This window comes from Salimicrobium halophilum (assembly GCF_900100295.1).
GTDB classification, from domain to species: domain Bacteria; phylum Bacillota; class Bacilli; order Bacillales; family Halobacillaceae; genus Salimicrobium; species Salimicrobium halophilum.
The window spans coordinates 1-18,462 of the sequence record NZ_FNEV01000017.1; the positions used below are offsets into that span (position 1 = coordinate 1).

At 47.7% G+C, this 18,462-nt stretch carries 22 protein-coding genes; 6 read left to right on the top strand and 16 right to left on the bottom strand.

Annotated elements, in window-relative coordinates; translation table 11 throughout:
• Window positions 1-283, bottom strand: a 283-nt coding sequence (locus tag BLQ44_RS15760) for a helix-turn-helix domain-containing protein (RefSeq protein ID WP_143004696.1), incomplete at its 3' end; no start/stop codon positions are given.
• 84 nt (window positions 284-367) lie between these two features.
• Window positions 368-1,321 carry a thioredoxin-disulfide reductase gene (gene trxB / locus BLQ44_RS15765; protein ID WP_093194851.1) on the bottom strand — a complete coding sequence of 318 codons (954 nt, stop codon included), beginning with the start codon at window positions 1,319-1,321 and terminating at the stop codon, window positions 368-370.
• 145 nt (window positions 1,322-1,466) lie between these two features.
• On the opposite strand from trxB, the gene BLQ44_RS15770 reads away from it, so the two are divergent.
• Window positions 1,467-2,669: a Bcr/CflA family efflux MFS transporter gene (locus BLQ44_RS15770; RefSeq protein ID WP_093194852.1), complete on the top strand. Its 1,203-nt coding sequence runs from the start codon at window positions 1,467-1,469 to the stop codon at window positions 2,667-2,669.
• Between the two features lie 67 nt (window positions 2,670-2,736).
• Window positions 2,737-3,588, top strand: coding sequence for a dimethylarginine dimethylaminohydrolase family protein (locus BLQ44_RS15775; protein ID WP_093194853.1), 852 nt, complete (start codon window positions 2,737-2,739; stop codon window positions 3,586-3,588).
• 244 nt (window positions 3,589-3,832) lie between these two features.
• Here the strand turns inward: BLQ44_RS15775 and arsC are convergent, their stop codons facing one another.
• From arsC to BLQ44_RS15805, 6 genes are all read right to left on the bottom strand, one after another.
• Window positions 3,833-4,252: an arsenate reductase (thioredoxin) gene (gene arsC / locus BLQ44_RS15780; RefSeq protein WP_093194854.1), complete on the bottom strand. Its 420-nt coding sequence runs from the start codon at window positions 4,250-4,252 to the stop codon at window positions 3,833-3,835.
• 14 nt (window positions 4,253-4,266) lie between these two features.
• Entirely contained in the window at window positions 4,267-5,559 is a 1,293-nt protein-coding gene (locus BLQ44_RS15785) for an arsenic transporter (protein ID WP_093194855.1), read from the bottom strand.
• Between the two features lie 18 nt (window positions 5,560-5,577).
• The gene (locus tag BLQ44_RS15790; RefSeq protein ID WP_093194856.1) at window positions 5,578-5,922 is read right to left on the bottom strand and encodes an ArsR/SmtB family transcription factor; all 345 of its coding nucleotides are present in this window, start codon (window positions 5,920-5,922) and stop codon (window positions 5,578-5,580) included.
• A gap of 167 nt (window positions 5,923-6,089) precedes the next feature.
• Window positions 6,090-6,293: a copper chaperone CopZ gene (copZ, locus tag BLQ44_RS15795; RefSeq protein WP_093194857.1), complete on the bottom strand. Its 204-nt coding sequence runs from the start codon at window positions 6,291-6,293 to the stop codon at window positions 6,090-6,092.
• A 33-nt stretch (window positions 6,294-6,326) separates the two neighbouring features.
• Window positions 6,327-8,699, bottom strand: coding sequence for a heavy metal translocating P-type ATPase (locus BLQ44_RS15800; protein ID WP_093194858.1), 2,373 nt, complete (start codon window positions 8,697-8,699; stop codon window positions 6,327-6,329).
• Window positions 8,700-8,711: 12 nt separating this feature from the next.
• Complete coding sequence (locus BLQ44_RS15805) at window positions 8,712-9,023, bottom strand: metal-sensing transcriptional repressor (RefSeq protein ID WP_093194859.1); 312 nt, start codon at window positions 9,021-9,023, stop codon at window positions 8,712-8,714.
• Window positions 9,024-9,161: 138 nt separating this feature from the next.
• On the opposite strand from BLQ44_RS15805, the gene BLQ44_RS15810 reads away from it, so the two are divergent.
• Entirely contained in the window at window positions 9,162-9,818 is a 657-nt protein-coding gene (locus tag BLQ44_RS15810; protein WP_093194860.1) for a DUF4396 domain-containing protein, read from the top strand.
• 105 nt (window positions 9,819-9,923) lie between these two features.
• A complete protein-coding gene (locus BLQ44_RS15815; RefSeq protein WP_093194861.1) occupies window positions 9,924-10,187 on the top strand; it encodes a hypothetical protein in 264 nt (87 codons plus the stop codon).
• 205 nt (window positions 10,188-10,392) lie between these two features.
• On the opposite strand, the gene dhaM is transcribed toward BLQ44_RS15815, so the two are convergent.
• Genes dhaM through dhaK form a run of 3 tightly spaced genes read right to left on the bottom strand, consistent with a single transcriptional unit; the run spans window position 10,393 to window position 12,416 of the window.
• A complete protein-coding gene (gene dhaM / locus BLQ44_RS15820; RefSeq protein ID WP_093194862.1) occupies window positions 10,393-10,785 on the bottom strand; it encodes a dihydroxyacetone kinase phosphoryl donor subunit DhaM in 393 nt (130 codons plus the stop codon).
• A gap of 3 nt (window positions 10,786-10,788) precedes the next feature.
• Complete coding sequence (gene dhaL, locus BLQ44_RS15825) at window positions 10,789-11,409, bottom strand: dihydroxyacetone kinase subunit DhaL (protein WP_093194863.1); 621 nt, start codon at window positions 11,407-11,409, stop codon at window positions 10,789-10,791.
• An 11-nt stretch (window positions 11,410-11,420) separates the two neighbouring features.
• Window positions 11,421-12,416, bottom strand: coding sequence for a dihydroxyacetone kinase subunit DhaK (dhaK, locus tag BLQ44_RS15830; RefSeq protein WP_093194864.1), 996 nt, complete (start codon window positions 12,414-12,416; stop codon window positions 11,421-11,423).
• Between the two features lie 430 nt (window positions 12,417-12,846).
• Between dhaK and BLQ44_RS15835 the strand changes: the two genes are divergently transcribed.
• On the top strand, window positions 12,847-13,482 hold the full coding sequence (locus BLQ44_RS15835; RefSeq protein WP_093194865.1) for a response regulator: 636 nt from the start codon (window positions 12,847-12,849) through the stop codon (window positions 13,480-13,482).
• Here BLQ44_RS15835 and BLQ44_RS15840 read toward each other — a convergent pair whose 3' ends face one another.
• Window positions 13,483-13,713, bottom strand: coding sequence for a hypothetical protein (locus BLQ44_RS15840; protein ID WP_093194866.1), 231 nt, complete (start codon window positions 13,711-13,713; stop codon window positions 13,483-13,485).
• A gap of 87 nt (window positions 13,714-13,800) precedes the next feature.
• Window positions 13,801-14,448, bottom strand: coding sequence for a thermonuclease family protein (locus tag BLQ44_RS15845; protein ID WP_093194884.1), 648 nt, complete (start codon window positions 14,446-14,448; stop codon window positions 13,801-13,803).
• Window positions 14,449-14,554: 106 nt separating this feature from the next.
• Between BLQ44_RS15845 and BLQ44_RS15850 the strand changes: the two genes are divergently transcribed.
• The gene (locus BLQ44_RS15850; protein ID WP_093194867.1) at window positions 14,555-15,508 is read left to right on the top strand and encodes a sodium:calcium antiporter; all 954 of its coding nucleotides are present in this window, start codon (window positions 14,555-14,557) and stop codon (window positions 15,506-15,508) included.
• A gap of 88 nt (window positions 15,509-15,596) precedes the next feature.
• Here BLQ44_RS15850 and BLQ44_RS15855 read toward each other — a convergent pair whose 3' ends face one another.
• The 3 genes from BLQ44_RS15855 to BLQ44_RS15865 all read right to left on the bottom strand — a co-directional run bounded on the left by BLQ44_RS15855 (window position 15,597) and on the right by BLQ44_RS15865 (window position 18,248).
• Entirely contained in the window at window positions 15,597-15,953 is a 357-nt protein-coding gene (locus tag BLQ44_RS15855; protein WP_176757553.1) for a DUF4870 domain-containing protein, read from the bottom strand.
• A gap of 80 nt (window positions 15,954-16,033) precedes the next feature.
• Window positions 16,034-17,392 carry a hypothetical protein gene (locus BLQ44_RS15860; protein ID WP_093194868.1) on the bottom strand — a complete coding sequence of 453 codons (1,359 nt, stop codon included), beginning with the start codon at window positions 17,390-17,392 and terminating at the stop codon, window positions 16,034-16,036.
• Between the two features lie 103 nt (window positions 17,393-17,495).
• Window positions 17,496-18,248: a DeoR/GlpR family DNA-binding transcription regulator gene (locus tag BLQ44_RS15865; RefSeq protein ID WP_093194869.1), complete on the bottom strand. Its 753-nt coding sequence runs from the start codon at window positions 18,246-18,248 to the stop codon at window positions 17,496-17,498.
• Between the last annotated feature and the right edge of the window lie 214 nt (window positions 18,249-18,462).

The following is an 18,462-nucleotide window of genomic DNA, read 5'->3' on the forward strand; positions in this document are numbered from 1 at the left end:
ACGAAGGATTATTTAAGCGGAAGGCAATCGCAGTCTCCTGGTGAGAAGCGCCTGTTTGTTTCTTAAAGTTTAATACATCCAGCTTGAATTGGACAGAGTATACTTGTCTGGAATGTCTCTTTTTTAGCCCTTCTTCTCCAAAAGCTTTATACGCTCGGACCCAATTTTTTATTGGGGTTTCACTAGGGATAGAGTATCTTTCAGCTAGTAAAATGTACCCTAGAGGACCTTGGAGATATTCCCTTACCACCTTCAATTTAAATTCCTCACTATACTTTGACATAAAAAACACCCCGGAAATTAGATTTTTTACTCTAACTTCCGGGGTGCAATACCGAAGCCCCGGGCTCTCTATCCTTCTGACGGTTTACGATAACGTATGACTCCAGTCGATCGCCGCTTCTCCTTCAAGGAAACGTTCTGCATCCATGGCTGCCATACAACCCGTTCCTGCTGCTGTAATGGCCTGGCGGTATTTCGCATCCTGTACGTCCCCGCAGGCAAATACCCCTTCGACGTTCGTATTCGTCGTTCCCGGTTCCACAAGCAGATATCCTTTGTCGTCCATATCGAGTTTCCCTTTCACAAACTCCGTGTTCGGATTGTGACCGATAGCTACGAAGATACCATCTGTTTCAATGACTTCCTCTTCTCCGCTATCATTGTCCTTCACTCTCAGTGCACTGATCTTCATCCCGTCGGATTCCATTTCGACAGGTGTCTTATTAAGGGCCCAGGTAATCTTTTCATTCGCTTTCGCCCGGTCCTGCATGATTTTAGAAGCTCGCAGTTCGTTTCGGCGATGCACGATTTGAACTTCACTGGCGAACTTCGTCAAAAAGTTCGCTTCTTCCATCGCTGAGTCCCCGCCTCCGACGACCACGAGTTTTTTATCACGGAAAAAGAAACCGTCACACGTAGCGCAGGTGCTGACCCCTTTGCCCATATTTTCTTTCTCGCCAGGGATTCCCAGCATTTTGGCTGAGGCACCTGTAGAGATGATAAGGGTATCGGTTTCCACATCATCCATTCCGTTGATTTTCAATTTGAATGGGCGTTCGGACATATCCACATCTTCCACCCATCCTCTTTTGAACTCGGCGCCGAAACGTTCCGCCTGTTTCTTCATATCGTCCATCAGCTGAGGACCCATAATCCCTTCCGGAAATCCGGGATAGTTTTCGACTTCCGTCGTCAACGTCAATTGCCCACCTGGTTCAGGTCCCTCAATCACCACCGGCTCCATATTCGCACGGGCGAGGTACACGGCCGCTGTCAGGCCTGCAGGCCCCGTCCCGAGAATTACTGCTTTATGTGTCATAAAGTGGATCCCTCCTTCTATTTCTTATTATCACCATACCCTGCTTGGTAGGAAAACATTCTTTTTCCAAGAAGAAAGAGTCGCATTATCCGAAGTGGAGGTTTACAATAATGGTTTAGGAACGAAAAGAAAGGTGTCGAATGATATGTTACATAACCCTACAGGAAAAGAACGTTTCGGCCTCGCTCTGCTGCTTGGAATGCTGGGCATCATGGGGCCTCTCAATATAGATATGTATCTTCCGAGCTTTCCGGGAATAGCCGCTGATCTTGAGACGACGGCATCCATGGTACAGCTGAGTCTCACCGCCTGCCTTATCGGTCTGGCGGTCGGTCAGATCGTTGTCGGCCCGATCAGTGACGCTCAAGGAAGGAAGAAGCCGCTTACGATTTTCTTATTTTTATTCGCCGTCGCTTCTCTTCTCTGCGCGCTGGCTCCGAACATTTTCATACTGATTGTAGCAAGGTTTCTTCAGGGATTCACCGCATCTGCGGGAGTAGTACTGTCGCGGGCAGTCGTCCGTGACGTTTTCGACGGGCGGGAACTGACAAAATTCTTTGCCCTCCTGATGGTGATCAATGCGACCGCACCGATGATTGCACCGATGGCAGGTGGCGCCATTCTATGGTTCTCTTTCTCTTCGTGGCACACGATTTTTTATTTCCTGGCTCTGCTGGGACTGATCATCGTCTTCACGGTTACATGGAAACTACCGGAGACTCTACCTCCGGAGAAAAGAATGCCCAGTTCCGTCGGTGCTTCATTGAAAACGATCGGACAGCTGCTCGTGGATCGTTCCTTTATCGGGTATGCGCTCACAATCGGATTCGTTCACGGAGGAAGCTTCGCCTATGTATCCGGGACTCCCTTCGTCTATCAGGGGATTTACGGAGTCTCTCCGCAAGTCTTCAGTGTCCTTTTCGGCATCAATGGACTTGCGATCATCACGGGTAGCTTTCTGATCGGGCGCCTCGGAGGTATCATCCATGAACGGAAGCTACTAAAGACCGCAGTCATTACAGCCGTTACGGCAACTTTTTTCCTGCTGATCATGACGATTATCGAGGGCCCACTGCCGACCCTGGTCATTTCTATCTTCATCTACATGACGTGTATGGGCATGGTGCTTACCAGTACCTTCACGCTGGCGATGGAGAAGCAGGGACAGCGCGCGGGCAGTGCCAGCGCCGTGCTTGGCATGCTTCCTCTATTGTTCGGAGCGACGGTTTCTCCACTGGCAGGGCTCGATGAATCTACAGCAGTACCTATGGGTGCGATTCTGTTCACGACTTCAACACTCGGGCTGATCATGCTGTTTTCCCTGACGAAAGCCCCCTCCGAAGCATAAACCTTTTAGTTTCATCCGAAAGAAATCGGGGAAAATAAGAGTACTTTACTTCAGGAGGAGAATCCACATGGAAGATACCATCCCTGACTACAATGTCGGATGCACGAACGAATATGGCATATTGAAGAAGGCGATCGTCACTCCTCCGTCCTACATGAAGATTACGGAAGCGATCAACGAGACCCAGAAGCACTATAAAGATGCGAACATTGACAGGGAGTTCGCCTTATCACAACATCGGGGATTCGTGCGGCTTTTGAAAGAGAATGGGGTAGAAGTGATGGAACTTCCCGCCGCCCCTCATCTGCCTGAGCAGGTCTTCACGAGAGACATCGCCTTTGTCATCGGTCCTCACCTTGTATTAGGAGCTATGGAAGAATCCATACGCCAGGGAGAATCGGCGGTTTTGAAACAGTGGCTCGAATTCCGCTCCCTTCCCTACGAGGAGCCTCCGGAAGGGTCGATAGAAGGAGGGGACGTGCTCGTCGATGGAGAGACGATCTGGATCGGACGGGCGAAACGCACGACGACAGATGCCGTCGAAGACTTGAGACGTAGGTTCCCGGAACACCGTATCGAACCGCTGCTTCTGCAGGAAGATATCCTTCATCTGGACTGTGTCTTCTCCATTCTGAACGAACACACAGCCATCGTGTATCCTCCCGCTTTCTCAGAAGAGGGGCTGCGTAAGATCGAGTCCCGATTCGAAACGATTACTGTAACGGACGACGAGCGCTTCTATATGGGACCGAATGTCTTATCACTCGGAAATGACACCATCGTAAGCCTCCCCCTTCAGAAGCGATTGAACAGTCTTCTGCGAGAAAAAGGATTCCGGGTGCTCGAGCATGATTTTTCAGAGATCATCAAATCCGGCGGTTCCTTCCGCTGCTGCACCCTCCCATTACTGAGAACGTAAAAAAGTTGGAACCAGCGTGACTGCTGTTCCAACTTTTTTGTATGGTACTTTTTCTACTCCAACGTTATGCGACACTTGCAGCGGGTTTATCCGCCTGAATGTCCCGCAAATGAGGAATCGGTACATTCAGCCTCCAACCTCTGTCATGAGTGGGTGGCAAATTCTTTTGCGGTACACTCAAGAAGTCGACTCTCTTGTGAGTGTCGCAAAAAAACACTGGTGAGTACCTCTGAGCGGGGTGATTTCACTTTTCTTCTTCTGCGAAACGTTTAATGCGCGCTTCGATTTCATCGCGCACCCGACGGAAGACTTCCCATTTCTCTTCGTCTGTCCCTTCAGCACGCGCCGGGTCGTCGAATCCCCAGTGGTAACGTGTCACCTGAGAAGGTGTCATCGGGCATTTATCATTCGCATCTCCGCACAACGTGATTGCGTACGCCGCGCTATTGAGAATATCATTATCAATGATTTCCGATTCCTGGCCACTGATATCCACGCCAGCTTCGTCCATCGCCGTCACCGCTTTCGGGTTAAGGCCGTGCGCTTCGATTCCTGCTGATTTCACTTCGTATTTATCACTCAAATATTTTTTCCCGAAACCTTCTGCCATCTGACTGCGACAGGAATTGCCTGTACATAGGAAATAAATCACCGGTTTTGTCATATATCATTCTCCTTTTAAAGTAGTATCGCAAGCCAGATATACAACCCGGCAAGCGTGATGAAAAGCGTAGGCACAGTAAGGATGATCCCTACTTTAAAGTAATACCCCCATGAGATGCGGAACCCTTTCATCGACAACACATGAAGCCATAAGAGCGTCGCCAGTGAACCGATCGGTGTAATCTTCGGCCCGAGATCGGAACCGATGACATTTGCGTAGATGAGAGCTTCCCGGACAGCTCCGGATGTGTCCGTCTCTGCTATCGCAAGGGCGTCGATCATGACGGTCGGCATATTGTTCATTACAGAAGAAAGAATCGCCGCAATGAAACCCATGGAAATTGTTGCGGAGAACATCCCCTGATCTGCAGCTGCCTGGATGACTCCTGCAAGTACGTCCGTCAACCCTGCGTTACGGAGACCATAGACGACGATATACATCCCGAGGGAAAAGAACACAATCGCCCACGGTGCGCCTTTGACGACATTCATCGTCTCGATGGCACTGCTTTTTCTCGCCATCAGAAGAAAGAAGATGGCGATGATCCCGGCGATAATCGATACCGGAATCCCGAGCGGTTCACTTATAAAGTAACCGATTAGAAGCAGTCCAAGCACGCCCCACGACGTACGGAACATCGCATGGTCCTGAATCGCTTCTTTCGGTGCTTTCAGCTGATTCAAGTCGTAATGGTCCGGCATGTCTTTACGAAAGAATACATACAACACGATGATACTCGCCAGCAGCGAGAACAAGTTCGGCACGATCATTCGTGAGGAGTACTCGATGAACCCTATTCCGAAAAAGTCTGCAGAAACGATGTTCACCAGGTTACTCACGATGAACGGAAGCGACGTCGTATCTGCGATAAACCCGCTTGCCATAATGAACGGCAAGATCATCGCCTGTTTGAAATTCAGGTTCCTCACCATCGCCAGAACGATCGGCGTAAGAATGAGCGCAGCTCCGTCGTTCGCGAACAAAGCTGCTACAACTGCTCCTAGAAGCGTCACGTAAACGAACATCAGCTTACCGTTCCCTTTAGCGATACGGGCCATATGTAGAGCAGCCCATTCGAAAAAGCCGATTTCATCCAAAATCAAAGAAATAAGTATAACTGCTACGAATGCAAGCGTCGCATTCCAGACAATTCCCGTCACATCCTGAACATCGCCGAAATCAACGACACCCAGAAGTAAAGCGACAACCGCCCCCGCACAGGCTGACCAGCCGATTCCGAGATTCTTCGGCTGCCAGATGACGAGTACCAGCGTCGCTAAAAATATCGATATTGCTATTATTGCCAAAACACTTTCATCCTTCCTCTACTCACATTGAATTCTTTTTCCCTGTTTCTCGAGTTCCTGCAGTTTCTCCGATTGATCGGAAACGTGATCGATCACACTCAGGACGAGATCATACGCTTCATAGTTCTCATTCAGGGAATAGAACACCCATTGACCCCGACGATTTTCCTTTACGAGCTTTGCATCACGCAGCTTGCGCAGATGCTGACTAACGGAAGGCTGACTCATCTCGAGCACTTCAGTAAACTCACAGACGCAGCACTCTCCATTTTTCAGCATTCCGGCAATCGTCAGACGGGTTTTATCCCCGAGTAACTTCAAAGCAGGAGCCGCTTCCTCTATCATCAATCGTGTTCGTTCCATGATCTCACCTCTCTGATTATTATATAAGCATATAATTATATATGTAAATGAAAAAATGATAATTCACAAAATACATAAACTGTATGACTAGCTCGCTTATCATTTATCAGCATCATTATATAAAGAAAAAACCGTGAGAGGGAGCACCCTTCTCACGGTTTTACATGTTATTCCACGTCATACCCTTGTTCTTCTACGGCATCTTTCATCTGTTCTTCCGTCACTTTTCCTTCTTCATACGTAACATCGACTTTTCCGCTGTCGAGAGAAACCTGAACGTCTTTCACTCCATCCAGTTCGCCTAGAGCTCCCTTTACCGCTGATTCGCAGTGTCCACACGTCATTCCTTGCACATTCAATGTTTTTTCCATGATTGTACCTCCTTGAATTTGATTAACCTTTGATCAGGAAACCTTCTTCCCTTTCAATCTCAATGAGTTGGATACGACACTGACCGAACTGAAGGCCATCGCCGCTCCTGCTACCCATGGCGCCAAGAGACCAAGGGCAGCTACCGGAATTCCGGCAGAATTATAGAACAGGGCCCAAAACAGGTTCTGTCTAATATTCTTCATCGTCTGGTCACTTAATTCGACGGCTTTCGATAACAGCTGCAAATCGCCTCCGAGGATGGTAACGTCGGCTGTTTCGATAGCGACATCCGTCCCCGTACCGATGGCGATTCCGATATCCGCCGCTGCCAAAGCAGGAGCATCATTAATTCCATCTCCTACCATTGCAACATGGCGTCCTTCTTTTTGCAATTGTTCCACGTGAAACGCTTTCTCTTCGGGAACGACACCGGCAATCACTTTGTCGATACCGACCTCACGAGCAATAGCTTGAGCAGTCTTCTCGTTATCGCCTGTAAGCATAACGAGCTGAATGTTTCGGTCGCGGAGACTCTTCAAGGCTTTTTTTGCTTCCGGCTTCACCTGATCCGCTACGGCAATGATTCCGCGCACGTCTCCGTCGAGCTCGACGAACATGACCGTTTTCGCTTCCTCTTCCCAACTACCTGCCTTTTCCAGGAGGTCGGAAGAAATACCATCCATCCATTTCGCTGTTCCGACGCGTATCGTTTTCCCTTCCACGACTGCGCGGATACCGGAACCGGGAACCGCTTCAAATTCATCGACCTGTTTTCTCTCAATGTCTTTCCTATGAGAGGTGATGGCTTCCGCCAGTGGATGCTCGGAATAAGCCTCTGCACTGATGAGATACTGAAGCGCTTCTTCATCCAAATCCACATCCGTGACTTCCGGCTCGCCTTTGGTGATAGTCCCCGTTTTGTCGAAAACGATCGTATCCAGCTTATGCGTTGCTTCCAGGTGTTCGCCGCCTTTATAAAGGATACCCATCTCGGCACCTTTCCCTGTACCTACCATGATGGAAGTAGGGGTGGCGAGACCGAGCGCACAAGGACAGGCGATGACAAGAACAGCGATCGAAGCTTCAAGTGCAAGCGCCACGTCCCCTGGAGCCACGAGCGTAAACCAGACAAGGAACGTACCGACAGCGATCGCCACGACGATCGGCACGAAATAACCGGAAATGACGTCGGCCATCCGTTGAATCGGTGCTTTAGACCCTTGCGCCTGTTCTACGACTCGTATGATTCCTGCAAGCGCCGTGTCTCCACCGACTTTAGTCGCCTTCATTTTGATCGTTCCGTTTTTATTGATGGTAGAGCCGGTCACAGCTTCGCCCTGTGTTTTACCGACAGGGAGCGCTTCTCCGGTCAGCATCGATTCATCGACGGAACTCTCCCCTTCGATGACGACACCGTCGACAGGAATCTTTTCACCGGGACGGACGAGCACGATGTCTTCCACCTGTACCTGATCGACCGGTACCTGAACGGTTTCCCCGTTCCTGAGGACAGCAGCTTCTTTCGCCTGGAGCTCCAGTAATCCGGAAATCGCCTGTGTCGTACGTCCTTTGGCAATCGTCTCGAAGTATTTCCCAAGAAGGATGAGCGTAATCAACACCGCACTCGTTTCGAAATACAGATGCGGTTCCATGCCGGGGTTCCCGAAGGACCGTATCCCTTCTGCCACACTGTAAAAGTAAGCGGCACTGGTACCTAAGGCTACGAGCACATCCATGTTCGCTGATTTATTCCGTAAGTTATTGTAGGCCCCACGGTAGAACGTCCAGCCGATCACGAACTGAACAGGTGTTGCCAGAGCTAACTGGAACCAGAAATTCATGAAGATTCCCGGCAGTTCCATACCGAACAGATGCGTGAACATCGTCAATAGAAGAGGGGCGGATAATATTGCCGAAGCGATGAGTTTGTATTTCTGTTTCTGGATTTCTTTTTCCTTATTGGACTGCTTCTCTTCCTCAGAAGCACGTGGTGCGGCATCATACCCGAGCTTTCTGATTCTGGCAATCATATCATCTACGGACAAGGCACCTGGACGGTATTCGATCGTTCCAGTCTCATTCGCCAGGTTGACAGTGGCGTTTTCCACCCCGTCCGTTTTGTTCAGTACCTTCTCGATACGGTTGGAGCAGGCAGCACATGTCATTCCGCTGATATCGAGATCCACCGTATCCTTTTCCACTCCGTATCCGAGCTTTTCGATACGTGCTTCGATATCCTCCATTGATGCAACAGACGGATCGTAGTCGATGCTGGCTCTTTCCATAGGAAGGTTCACCTGAGCGTTTACCCCTTCCATTTTGTTGAGAACTTTCTCCACTCTCGTTGAACAGGCGGCACATGTCATGCCCGTAACACCGAGATCCGTGTGCTTTTGCTCACTCATATCTGCACCTCCTTACTTCGTGAAGTGTTTCATCACTTTCATCAGTTCATCGATCGCTTCTTCGCCTTCCCCTTTTTTCACTGCATCTGCAACACAGTGATGCGTGTGGCGTTCCATCAAAGAGTGACCCACTTTATTCAGCGCGCTATCAATCGCAGAGATTTGGACCAGAATGTCTACACAATATCTGTCCTCTTCCACCATTTTCTGAATCCCGCGCACTTGACCTTCGATACGCTTCAATCTATTCAATACTTTCGCTTTTTCTTCATCCGTACGTGGAGTTACAGGTTCTTTCCCACTGACTTCCGGCAAATCTTCCATGGGACTCCCTCCTTTTCTTAAAATAATACCCCGTATAGGTATACAACTCAACTGATATGCTTTTATTTCTAAAATGAAAATTCCCCGTTTAGAAAAATACCGGATATGGGTATCTAATTCAGAAGGAGGTGGACGTTTATGTTAGCAACAATCTCATGGATTGCTCTTGGTATCGGAATTTTATCCTCAATTATTATCGCCATCGATGTATGGAGACATCCGCAGATGATGAAAATTATGAATATCGTCTGGCCGATCAACGGCTGGTTTCTCGGTCCGATCGCTTTATGGACGTACTTCAAATGGGGGCGTCTGAAAGCGAAAGACAATGAACAGGAGGATGATAGAGGGAAAGGGGCGAAGGTCTTCTTTTCCACCAGTCACTGTTCCTCTGGTTGCTCTTTCGGAGACGCAGTAGGTGTACCCATTGTAGCCATTACAGGAATAACCATTGCCGGGTCAACATTATTCGCCCATTACGCCGTAGAATTTATTCTGGCGTACGGATTCGGAATCATTTTTCAATATTTCGCTATTCATCCGATGAGCGAAAACAATTCGAAGTGGGACTCGATCAGAGACTCCATCAAAGCGGACTCTCTTTCTCTGATCGCCTTTGAAGTCGGTATGTTCGGCTGGATGGCAATTGTACATTACCTTCTTTTCACAGAACCGCCGGTACCGTCAGAGGCTACCTATTGGTTCATGATGCAGATCGCTATGATTCTCGGATTTATGACCAGCTATCCGGCGAACTGGTGGCTCGTCCAAAAAGGGATCAAAGAAGAGATGTAGTTTTTTTCTTTTTTTTATCCGGAAATTGGATGATTTGCAATTGCCTTTTATCTGAATATTTCGTAAAATCATATTTACATTCAATTACGAAAAAGGAGAGATCTCATGCCAACAAGGCAATTGCACACGCTTTATCATACATGTAACATTTGTGAAGGATCCGGGAAGTACACGGAATATAATGATACGAAGGCCAGCATGCTCGCCGCCCACTACCTCACTGTAACCAATCAGAATGACACAGAAGCATGGAAACAGGCATTCGAAGAAACCAGCTACATCACCGAATGCACCACTTGCCACGGAACAGGCACCACCCTGAACGAAGAAGGCAGGGAAATGTATCAATTCCTCATGCAACATGCTTAATTGAAAAGCGGAGAAGGCCCGCTTAGAAACCTCAGTCATAAGCGAAAATCAACCTAAAGAAGCGCTCTACTTCTTTACGGATGGTTTTCGCTTATGTCGCTAAGGGCTAGGTGTCGTAGCTAGACAAAAAGCGGCCCCATCAAAATATGATAGCAACAAAAGAAACGCATGAATCAGACGATCATCATCTGACTCATGCGTTCTTTTATTCTTTCGATCCAGATAAAAAACTACTTCGCAGGGACGTAAGAATCTCATCCAATGACCTCTCCATCCCCGCTTCCACAGCAGCTACATACCCTCCTTCAACCAGAGGGATATCGTCCGCTACATAACAATCCTTTTTGTCAGCAAGCTCCACAGCCATCTCTGCGTTCATTCCGGCACTACCGATATCATAAAGAAGTAGAACGCCACCGCCGGAATCCGCTTCCTCGATAGCCTGCTGAATCTGCGGCGCACTAGTACCGATTCCGCCTTCTTCTGTACCTCCGGCGGGTATCACTTTCACATTGCTGACAGCTTCCGAGATAATGTCTTTCACCCCTTCAGCTACCTTCGGACTATGAGAAATCAAAACGATTCCGACGTTCGCCATCTATCATTCCCCTTTCTTCCATACATCGGCGAGGGCCTGGAATAGATAGAAAGAAGACGTAGAACCGGGATCCACGTGCCCTTTGGAACGTTCCTGAAGATAAGCTGCCCGACCTTTTGTCGCAACGATATCTTTCGTTTCGTTCATGGCTCTCTCCGCCGTTTCTTCCAATTTATCAGCCTGTACATTTTGCCCGTTTTTCAAGAAGTCAGCGACAGGGTGCCAGACGTCAATCATGGTTTTCTCTCCCTGTTCGGCTTTTCCGCGTTGCTTCATTCCGTTCAGCGCAGCTTCCACCGCATCTGCCAAATTGGCTTCCGTTACAGGATCTTTATCCTTCACAGTCATGGACATTTTGAGAAAGGCGGTACCATATAAAGGCCCTGAAGCACCTCCTATTTTCGACATAAGTACGGTAGCAACATCCTTGAACACGTCTGCTACTGTGTCATAATCCGTTCCACTTACTTTCGCTTCGGCTTCCTGGAACCCACGAGACATATTCAACCCGTGATCCCCGTCTCCGATAGCCTGATCGAGCTCGGTCAAATATTCTTTGTTCGACTGGATGAGTGCATTCGCTTTCTCGATCCACGCCACTGCTTGTTCTGTTTTCATTTCCATATAGAAACCTCCTATTTGCGAAAAGCCGGAGTATCCGCTCTCGCATCGAGTAATTGTTTCAATTCCTCATCCACTTTCATCAGCGTGATGGAAAAACCCGCCATTTCTAAAGACGTCATGTACTCGCCAACATACGTATGGGTCACCTGAATATCATTATCCCGCAACCGTTTCTGGACATAGCGGTTCACAATGTAAAGCTCAGAAGCAGGAGTTGCCCCGAGACCGTTCACCATGACAGCGACTTCGGAACCCTGAAAGTCCACACTGTCCTGCAATACTTTTTGCAGCAACTCTTCTGCTATGTCGTCGGCAGAAGTTATCTTCTTGCGTTCAATCCCGGGTTCACCATGAATGCCGATCCCTACTTCCATTTCATCTTCCTCAAGGGTGAAACTCGGCTTGCCGGATCCTGGAACGATACAAGGCGTCAACGCCACGCCCATGGATCTCGTGTTGGCCACGACTTTTTCCGCTACCTTTTTCACGTCCTCAAGAGAGGCTCCCTCGGCAGCTTTTGCTCCCGCAGCTTTATGGACGAAAACCGTTCCGGCGATTCCGCGACGTCCGTTGGTAAAAGAACTATCCTCGACAGCGACGTCATCGTTGACAACTACCTGCTCTACTGAAATGCCTTCCGCTTCCGCCAATTCTCTTGCCATCTCGAAGTTCATCACGTCACCGGTATAATTTTTGATTACAAGAAATACACCTTCCCCGCCATTTGCTGCTTTGATCGCTTCGAACACCTGATCAGGTGTCGGGGATGTGAACATCTCTCCAGCTACAGCTGCATCCAGCATTCCCTCCCCGACGTATCCGGCATGCGCCGGTTCATGACCGCTTCCACCCCCGCTGATCAGAGAAACCTTACCAGTCACCGGTGCATCTTTCCTTAAAAGAACAGTAGTACCTTCCAAAGATCTCACGTAGTCTGCATGCGCCTCTTCAAATCCTTCAAGCATTTCTCTCACTACATTGTCAGCCTGGTTGATCACTTTTTTCATTAGTACCCTTCCCTTCCTTTTGTATAAAAAAACACACAACAATCCAGTTGTTCCCTGGGGATTGTCGTGTGGTCTCCTTTTCTATCACACTCGTTTAACTTGTATCTTAAACGTTACTCTTTTGTGTAAACGCTGTCAAATATTACGTACAAAAAAAGTCCTTCCTCCGAATCACGAGGAAGGAAAATACCCAACTCTCCCATTTAAATCCTGGATTACCCTGAACAAAGATAAGAACTCTCCCAAAAGTTCTACTGTTCAGTGAACCTATTATAATAGATTTTTATGGAAAGTTTAACCTTAATTCATTATAATATGATTAAGCATTACAAATTTTGTGACAATTCAACGAAGGCTCCCCTGTACTTTCACAAAGAAGGTCCACTTACTCGCGACGGGTTCTTAAACCGATTAGAAGGGTGATTCTGACATGAGACCTATTCGAATCATGATTGCCGACGACCACGCTGTTAACCGTGACGGATTGAAGACGATCCTTTCCGAAGAATCGGACTTCGAAGTTGTTGCTATCGCGAAAAACGGGGAAGAAGCTCTGAAAAAGATGGAGGACACAGCACCTGATGTCATTCTCCTGGACTGGAAAATGCCCGGGTTAAGTGGCATCCAGGTTATGGAACAGACAAGAGAAGAAATGAAGGATTCCTGTTTTCTTATCCTCTCTTCCCATCACGACGACCTTTTGGCTCTGGAGGCTTTAAAAAAAGGAGCTACCGGATTTTTGCTGAAAGATTGGGAAACGGAAGATATCATCCGGGCAGTCAGGGCCTGTGCAAGAGGAATCATGATCTTCCCTGACTATATAGCTCCGACTCTTCGACGCTCTCTCGTCCTTAAAAAGGAGAAAGCCTTCCCTTCCCTGACGGATCCGGAAGAAGAAGTCCTTGTATACATGGCAGAAGAAATGAAAAATAAAGAAATCGCGGAGACCCTCTACCTGTCAGAAGGAACCATCCGCAATTATATTAGCTCCATTTATAAAAAACTGGGAGTCCACAAACGCTCCGAAGCGATCGCCCTCTTCAAAAAAAGAAACGTGCACTCGTAATCACACGAGCAGCACGCTTTCTTTCAGTTCTTTAAGCATACGGTCATATAGTTCGGGTTCCACCATCATCTCACGTCTCCAGCATGTTTCCATCCATTCCAGAAGCTCTTCTTTCGAATTGAATACTTCTCCGCTACGGTCTACGTTCTGAATCATATACCTGCCGTTGTCATCATCTGCCACTACAAGACAGGGAAGTGCACATTCCGTCGTCATGAATTCGAATTCCATGTCGCCACCTCCTGCAGGTTCTTTCTTACAGTATACCCTCTCCGCTACTATTTGAACCTTCACAAGCGTGCGAAAGGCACGGAAGCATTACAGACTTTCACAGACCACCCCGTCCTGATCATTGCCATCCAGCTGGTGAGGATCCTGTTCCGGCCCTCCTTCTTCTTCAAAGAACCGCTGAGCTTCAACCTGCGAGTCAAAATCACTGCAATCTCTATCCTTAAACGAAGCACGGGCATCCGCCTGAAATCCTTCCTCCGTAACGTACCCTTGTCTGGACCATACTCCTCTGTCCTCTTGCCGAGCTTTTCTTTCCGCTTCTTTCAGACGTTCCGAGTATTCATATGGAGGATCATACTCATACGCATAGCGGGCTAGGCCTTTCTCCAGCAATTCCTCATTGAAAAGCGAATCATCGATCCATATGTACGCAAGCAGCCGATCGTATTTATCCCGCTTTGGCCCGTCGTATTCCAGTTTGATCTCTTCTCCTTCGAGACGTTTCTCGGCAAAAGCACTTGCTTCTTTACCGAACGGTTGAACAGGAAGCGAAGGATGATTCGTCTCCGGCGTGTCCACGAGTAACAGACGAACACTTTCTTCTTGCCCATCCTTTTCTATACGTATCGTATCTCCGTCCACCACTTCAGTCACCGTTGTCGCAGCATTTTCAGACTGACACGCTGTAACAAAGGACAGAATAAGCAGCATAAGGACATTTATTTTTACATTCATTCTCCCTCCCCCTTTCTTTTGAGAAAGTATAACAAATTGACGAGGAACAGTCCCTTCGATATAGTTAAGAATAGTGATTCCATCTACTTGATTCAGGAGGACTTCCATGATTTTTGTCATATTCATTGCAGCGGCTCTTGTGGTCATCTTTGCAGCCATTCAGCTGAATAAATACGGAGACGTCATTTCCCAGAAATCGACATGGAGCGGAGCGATGGTAGGTACGCTTCTGATCGGAGGAGCCACCTCCCTTCCGGAACTGACTACCAGCCTGACCGCGGTTTATATCGATAACGCTGATATAGCCGTAGGTAACATGTTGGGAAGTAACGTCTTCAACGTGCTGATTCTAATGGTATTCGATTTTATCTACCGAAAGCAAAAAGTATTCGACACGGTGGATCGGAGTACTCATGTTCCCATCGCTTATACAGGACTCGTCATGACAGCCCTTTTGGCCGTAGCTCTTCTATGGCAAAGTGCTCCGGGTCTATTCAACGTCGGTATTGAGATGTATCTTCTCGTCATCATCTACATTATCGTCATGAGGCAGACTGGCGGCGCCGAGGACGAAGCGGAGGAACCTACATCCTCCCTTTCGCTGAATCAGGCGATTGCCCGTTTCATCATTGCCGCACTATTTGTCTTCATTGCAGGAAGTGCTCTGGCTATTTACGGGGATCTGATTGCAAAAGAAACCGGGATGAGCTCAAGTTTCGTAGGAAGCTTCCTTATCGCTGCTTCCACCTCTCTTCCTGAGCTGGTGACGGTTCTTGCAGCCTTCCGGATCATGAATTATTCGCTGGCACTCGGTTCCATTTTCGGAAGCAACCTGTTCAACCTGCAATTGCTCGTGATTACGGATGCCTTCTACAGAGAAGGGGCTATCCTGAATGCTGCCAGCGCCTCCAACGTGACAGTGGCGTTTCTCGGCATCGCTATGATCGCTCTTTCGATTTTCGCCATGCAGCGTAAATCGGCGAAGCATGTAGGGGTTTATGCTATTCCGTCCGCCCTCACGATTGTTCTTTACTTTGCATCCACGTATCTCATGTTTTGACCATAGGAAAAGAGAGAGGTCTCCCTCTCTCTTTTTTTCGTTGGAACATTCGGTTTCTAAGCGGGATGTCTCCACTCTTCTCGTCTGGCTACGACATCTTCTTAAGTTGATTTTCGGACATTTCTCCCACCATCGGAAGGTGGTAGCGTTCTTTGTTATACGCTTTATACATAAGGAAAATCCATAGAATCAAAGAAATCGGTGACAGCAAAATACCGATGATCCAGCCGATGATCGGGATCATACCGGTAACGAGCCCCAATACAAAAATTCCGCCGAAGACGATGGTTGACTGCATGGCATGGAAACGGATGAACGAATTTTCTTTCTCCACAAGTAAGAAAATGATTCCCGTAATGAATCCGAGCAGATACGCCAAAAGACCGCCAACATTCTCTTGCAAACCGGTAGAAGAAGGTGCAGGGGAGCGCGCATCATTAGCCATTCGTCTTTCTCCTCTCAAGATGGATTTTAAATGACTGAATTTTCAAAATATATGTTAATTATACTATATGTTATCTCGACTCACAAGGAAGTTTTTTGCATTTGCTTCGTAAGATTTCTATAGGTTTGCGACTCTTCTTCATAACCGAGATCCTTATAGACTTTTGCCATCCACTGTACAGGTTGGATCGATTCCGGCATCATCTCCGAAGCATATTGAAAACACTCAAGCGCTTTTTCCGGCTGCCCGAATTCATAATACAAGACACCCAGTTCTTCCATGTGATCGAGATCTTCCTGCCATTCCTCCATTCTTTGAACCTTGTCATAGATGTCTATGTCCTCTCCGCCCCTGAAACCGGTCAGAGTCGTACGGATTTCAGAAAGATCAGCGTACGGAAGCGTGTCACGTACAAAAGCGTGAAGCAGTTGCCCTTTTTCCGCGGTGTCCTCCGCAAGAATTTCATCCAGATATCTTTCCCACATAGGAACATCAGTCACAAAGAAAGGGGTTGTGAGAAGAACATTTTTCACGCTTTGCCTTTCTTCTTCAGTAAGTATCATATCGTTATCCTTAAGTAGTTCAGACGCTTCGTGAAGCCTCTTCTGTGCAACGTATACAGAGAGTAGTTCCTGCTTCACCTTCTGCTCCGATGGAACCGCTCTGTTCACGTGCTCCAGAAGAAGTGTTCGTTCTTCTTCCCGGAATAACGTCTTCCATGTTTCTTTATAATCTTCATACGTAGTGGTTCCTTCGATAAGTAGCAGGAGGGAAAATCCTGTGTATTCAAGAGGCTGCGTCGAACCAAGAAGCGGAAGCAGCTCAGGGTCCCTCTCGTGGAACAACCGTTTCTCTGCTTGAAGCGGGTCTTTGTCCCATAGGTCCACACCCGGCAGTTCATACACTTCTTCGAACGACTGGAAGTTGAGATCGTGGGAAAGTTCTTTGACGAATCGATGATTAGGGGCGAAGTCCATGAGAACACGGATAATCTTGTACGCCTGGAACATTTTTCCCTGACGTCTTATTTCGTAAAAAAGGGTCTTCATTTGTTGAAGCAATTTCTTTTTGGGAATGAAAGATTCCAGGAATGTGAGGATATAAGCTTGTTCCTGGTGGGTATAATTATCAGCCAGTTGCTGTAGAAAAGAAGAATAAGTGGAAGTAGGAAAAGGTTTATTCTTATTCAGCCGCTCGAGGAGAGGATGAGGCGTGCTGCAGACCAGCCCTTCGCGGAAAGCCCGGGCGAGGAAAGAGTGAATCTTGATTTTCGTAGCCTGAATGGCTGTTACATATGTTTCTTTATAGAAGAAGATATAATACATGCGTTTCTTTAGACGTGCTTCGACAATCTGCACCCGTTCATAGTAGGCTACTCTTTCCGGTTGTACGGTCCGTTTTTCTTTGCCCTGGGAAAGAACCCATGTCTGTTCGCTCATTGTATCGCCTCCCTGTTCTTTGCTTAACTATAACACACTGATTTCTTTCTCCACAAAAAGACCGGCCGTTACGCCCTCTCAAGGTCACGCCGGCCGGCATTCTCTAATCGGCAGTGATCCAGGTCACTGCATATTGTTCAAACACGTCCTTCATCCGGGAAGAAGGTTCTTTGTCCGTAACGACAACATCCACTTCTTCCAGCGAAGAAAACGTGTAAAACCCATATCTCTCCATCTTCGAATGATCCGCGACGACAATCACTTCATCCGCCCGCTGAATCATCTTCTTTTTGACGTATCCGTCTTCCTCATGGTAACTCGACAACCCTTCTTCGGATATTCCGAGTGTGCCTACGAATGCTTTATCCGTCCGGAAATCCTCAAGTTTTTCGAGAACAGAAGGTCCATAAAGAAAACGCTGCTCCTTGTTCAACTGACCACCCAATAAGTGGATGTCCGCAGACGTATCTGATAATAGTTCAGCGGCATAAACGGAATTCGTCACGGCTGTAACCGATTCAACCTCCATATACCTGATAAGCGATTGGACGGTCGTGGATGTATCGAAAATGACGGAATCCTGATTCTTGATGAAAGAAGCGGCAAGCTTTCCGATCCGCTGCTTCTCTTCATTCGCTTGAGCCAGACGCTCTTTATAGTGCAGTCTTTCCGGACGTTTCGGTAGCATAGCCCCTCCGTGGACACGAACGATTTCGCCGCGTTCCGATAGCTTCACGAGATCCCTGCGCGCCGTGTCACGGGACACATCAAACGCTTCACAAACATCCTCCACCCGTATACGCTGCTGTTGTTCAAGCATATTCAAAATTTCTTCAATGCGTTCTTCCTGATACATGACATCACCTTTAAGTGTTTGTAAGTAATTATAATTTATTTTAAGTGATTTTGCAAAACGAAAAGTGGAAGCGCCCGCTTAGAAATACTGATATAAGTCGAGTGGTCAGACAAAAGCGGTCTATCTTTTTTCTGATCCGGTCGACTTATATCACGAATTTCTGGGTGCTGCAACTGGATCTTAAAGAGAAAAGCGGAGCTACCCCGCTTAGAAA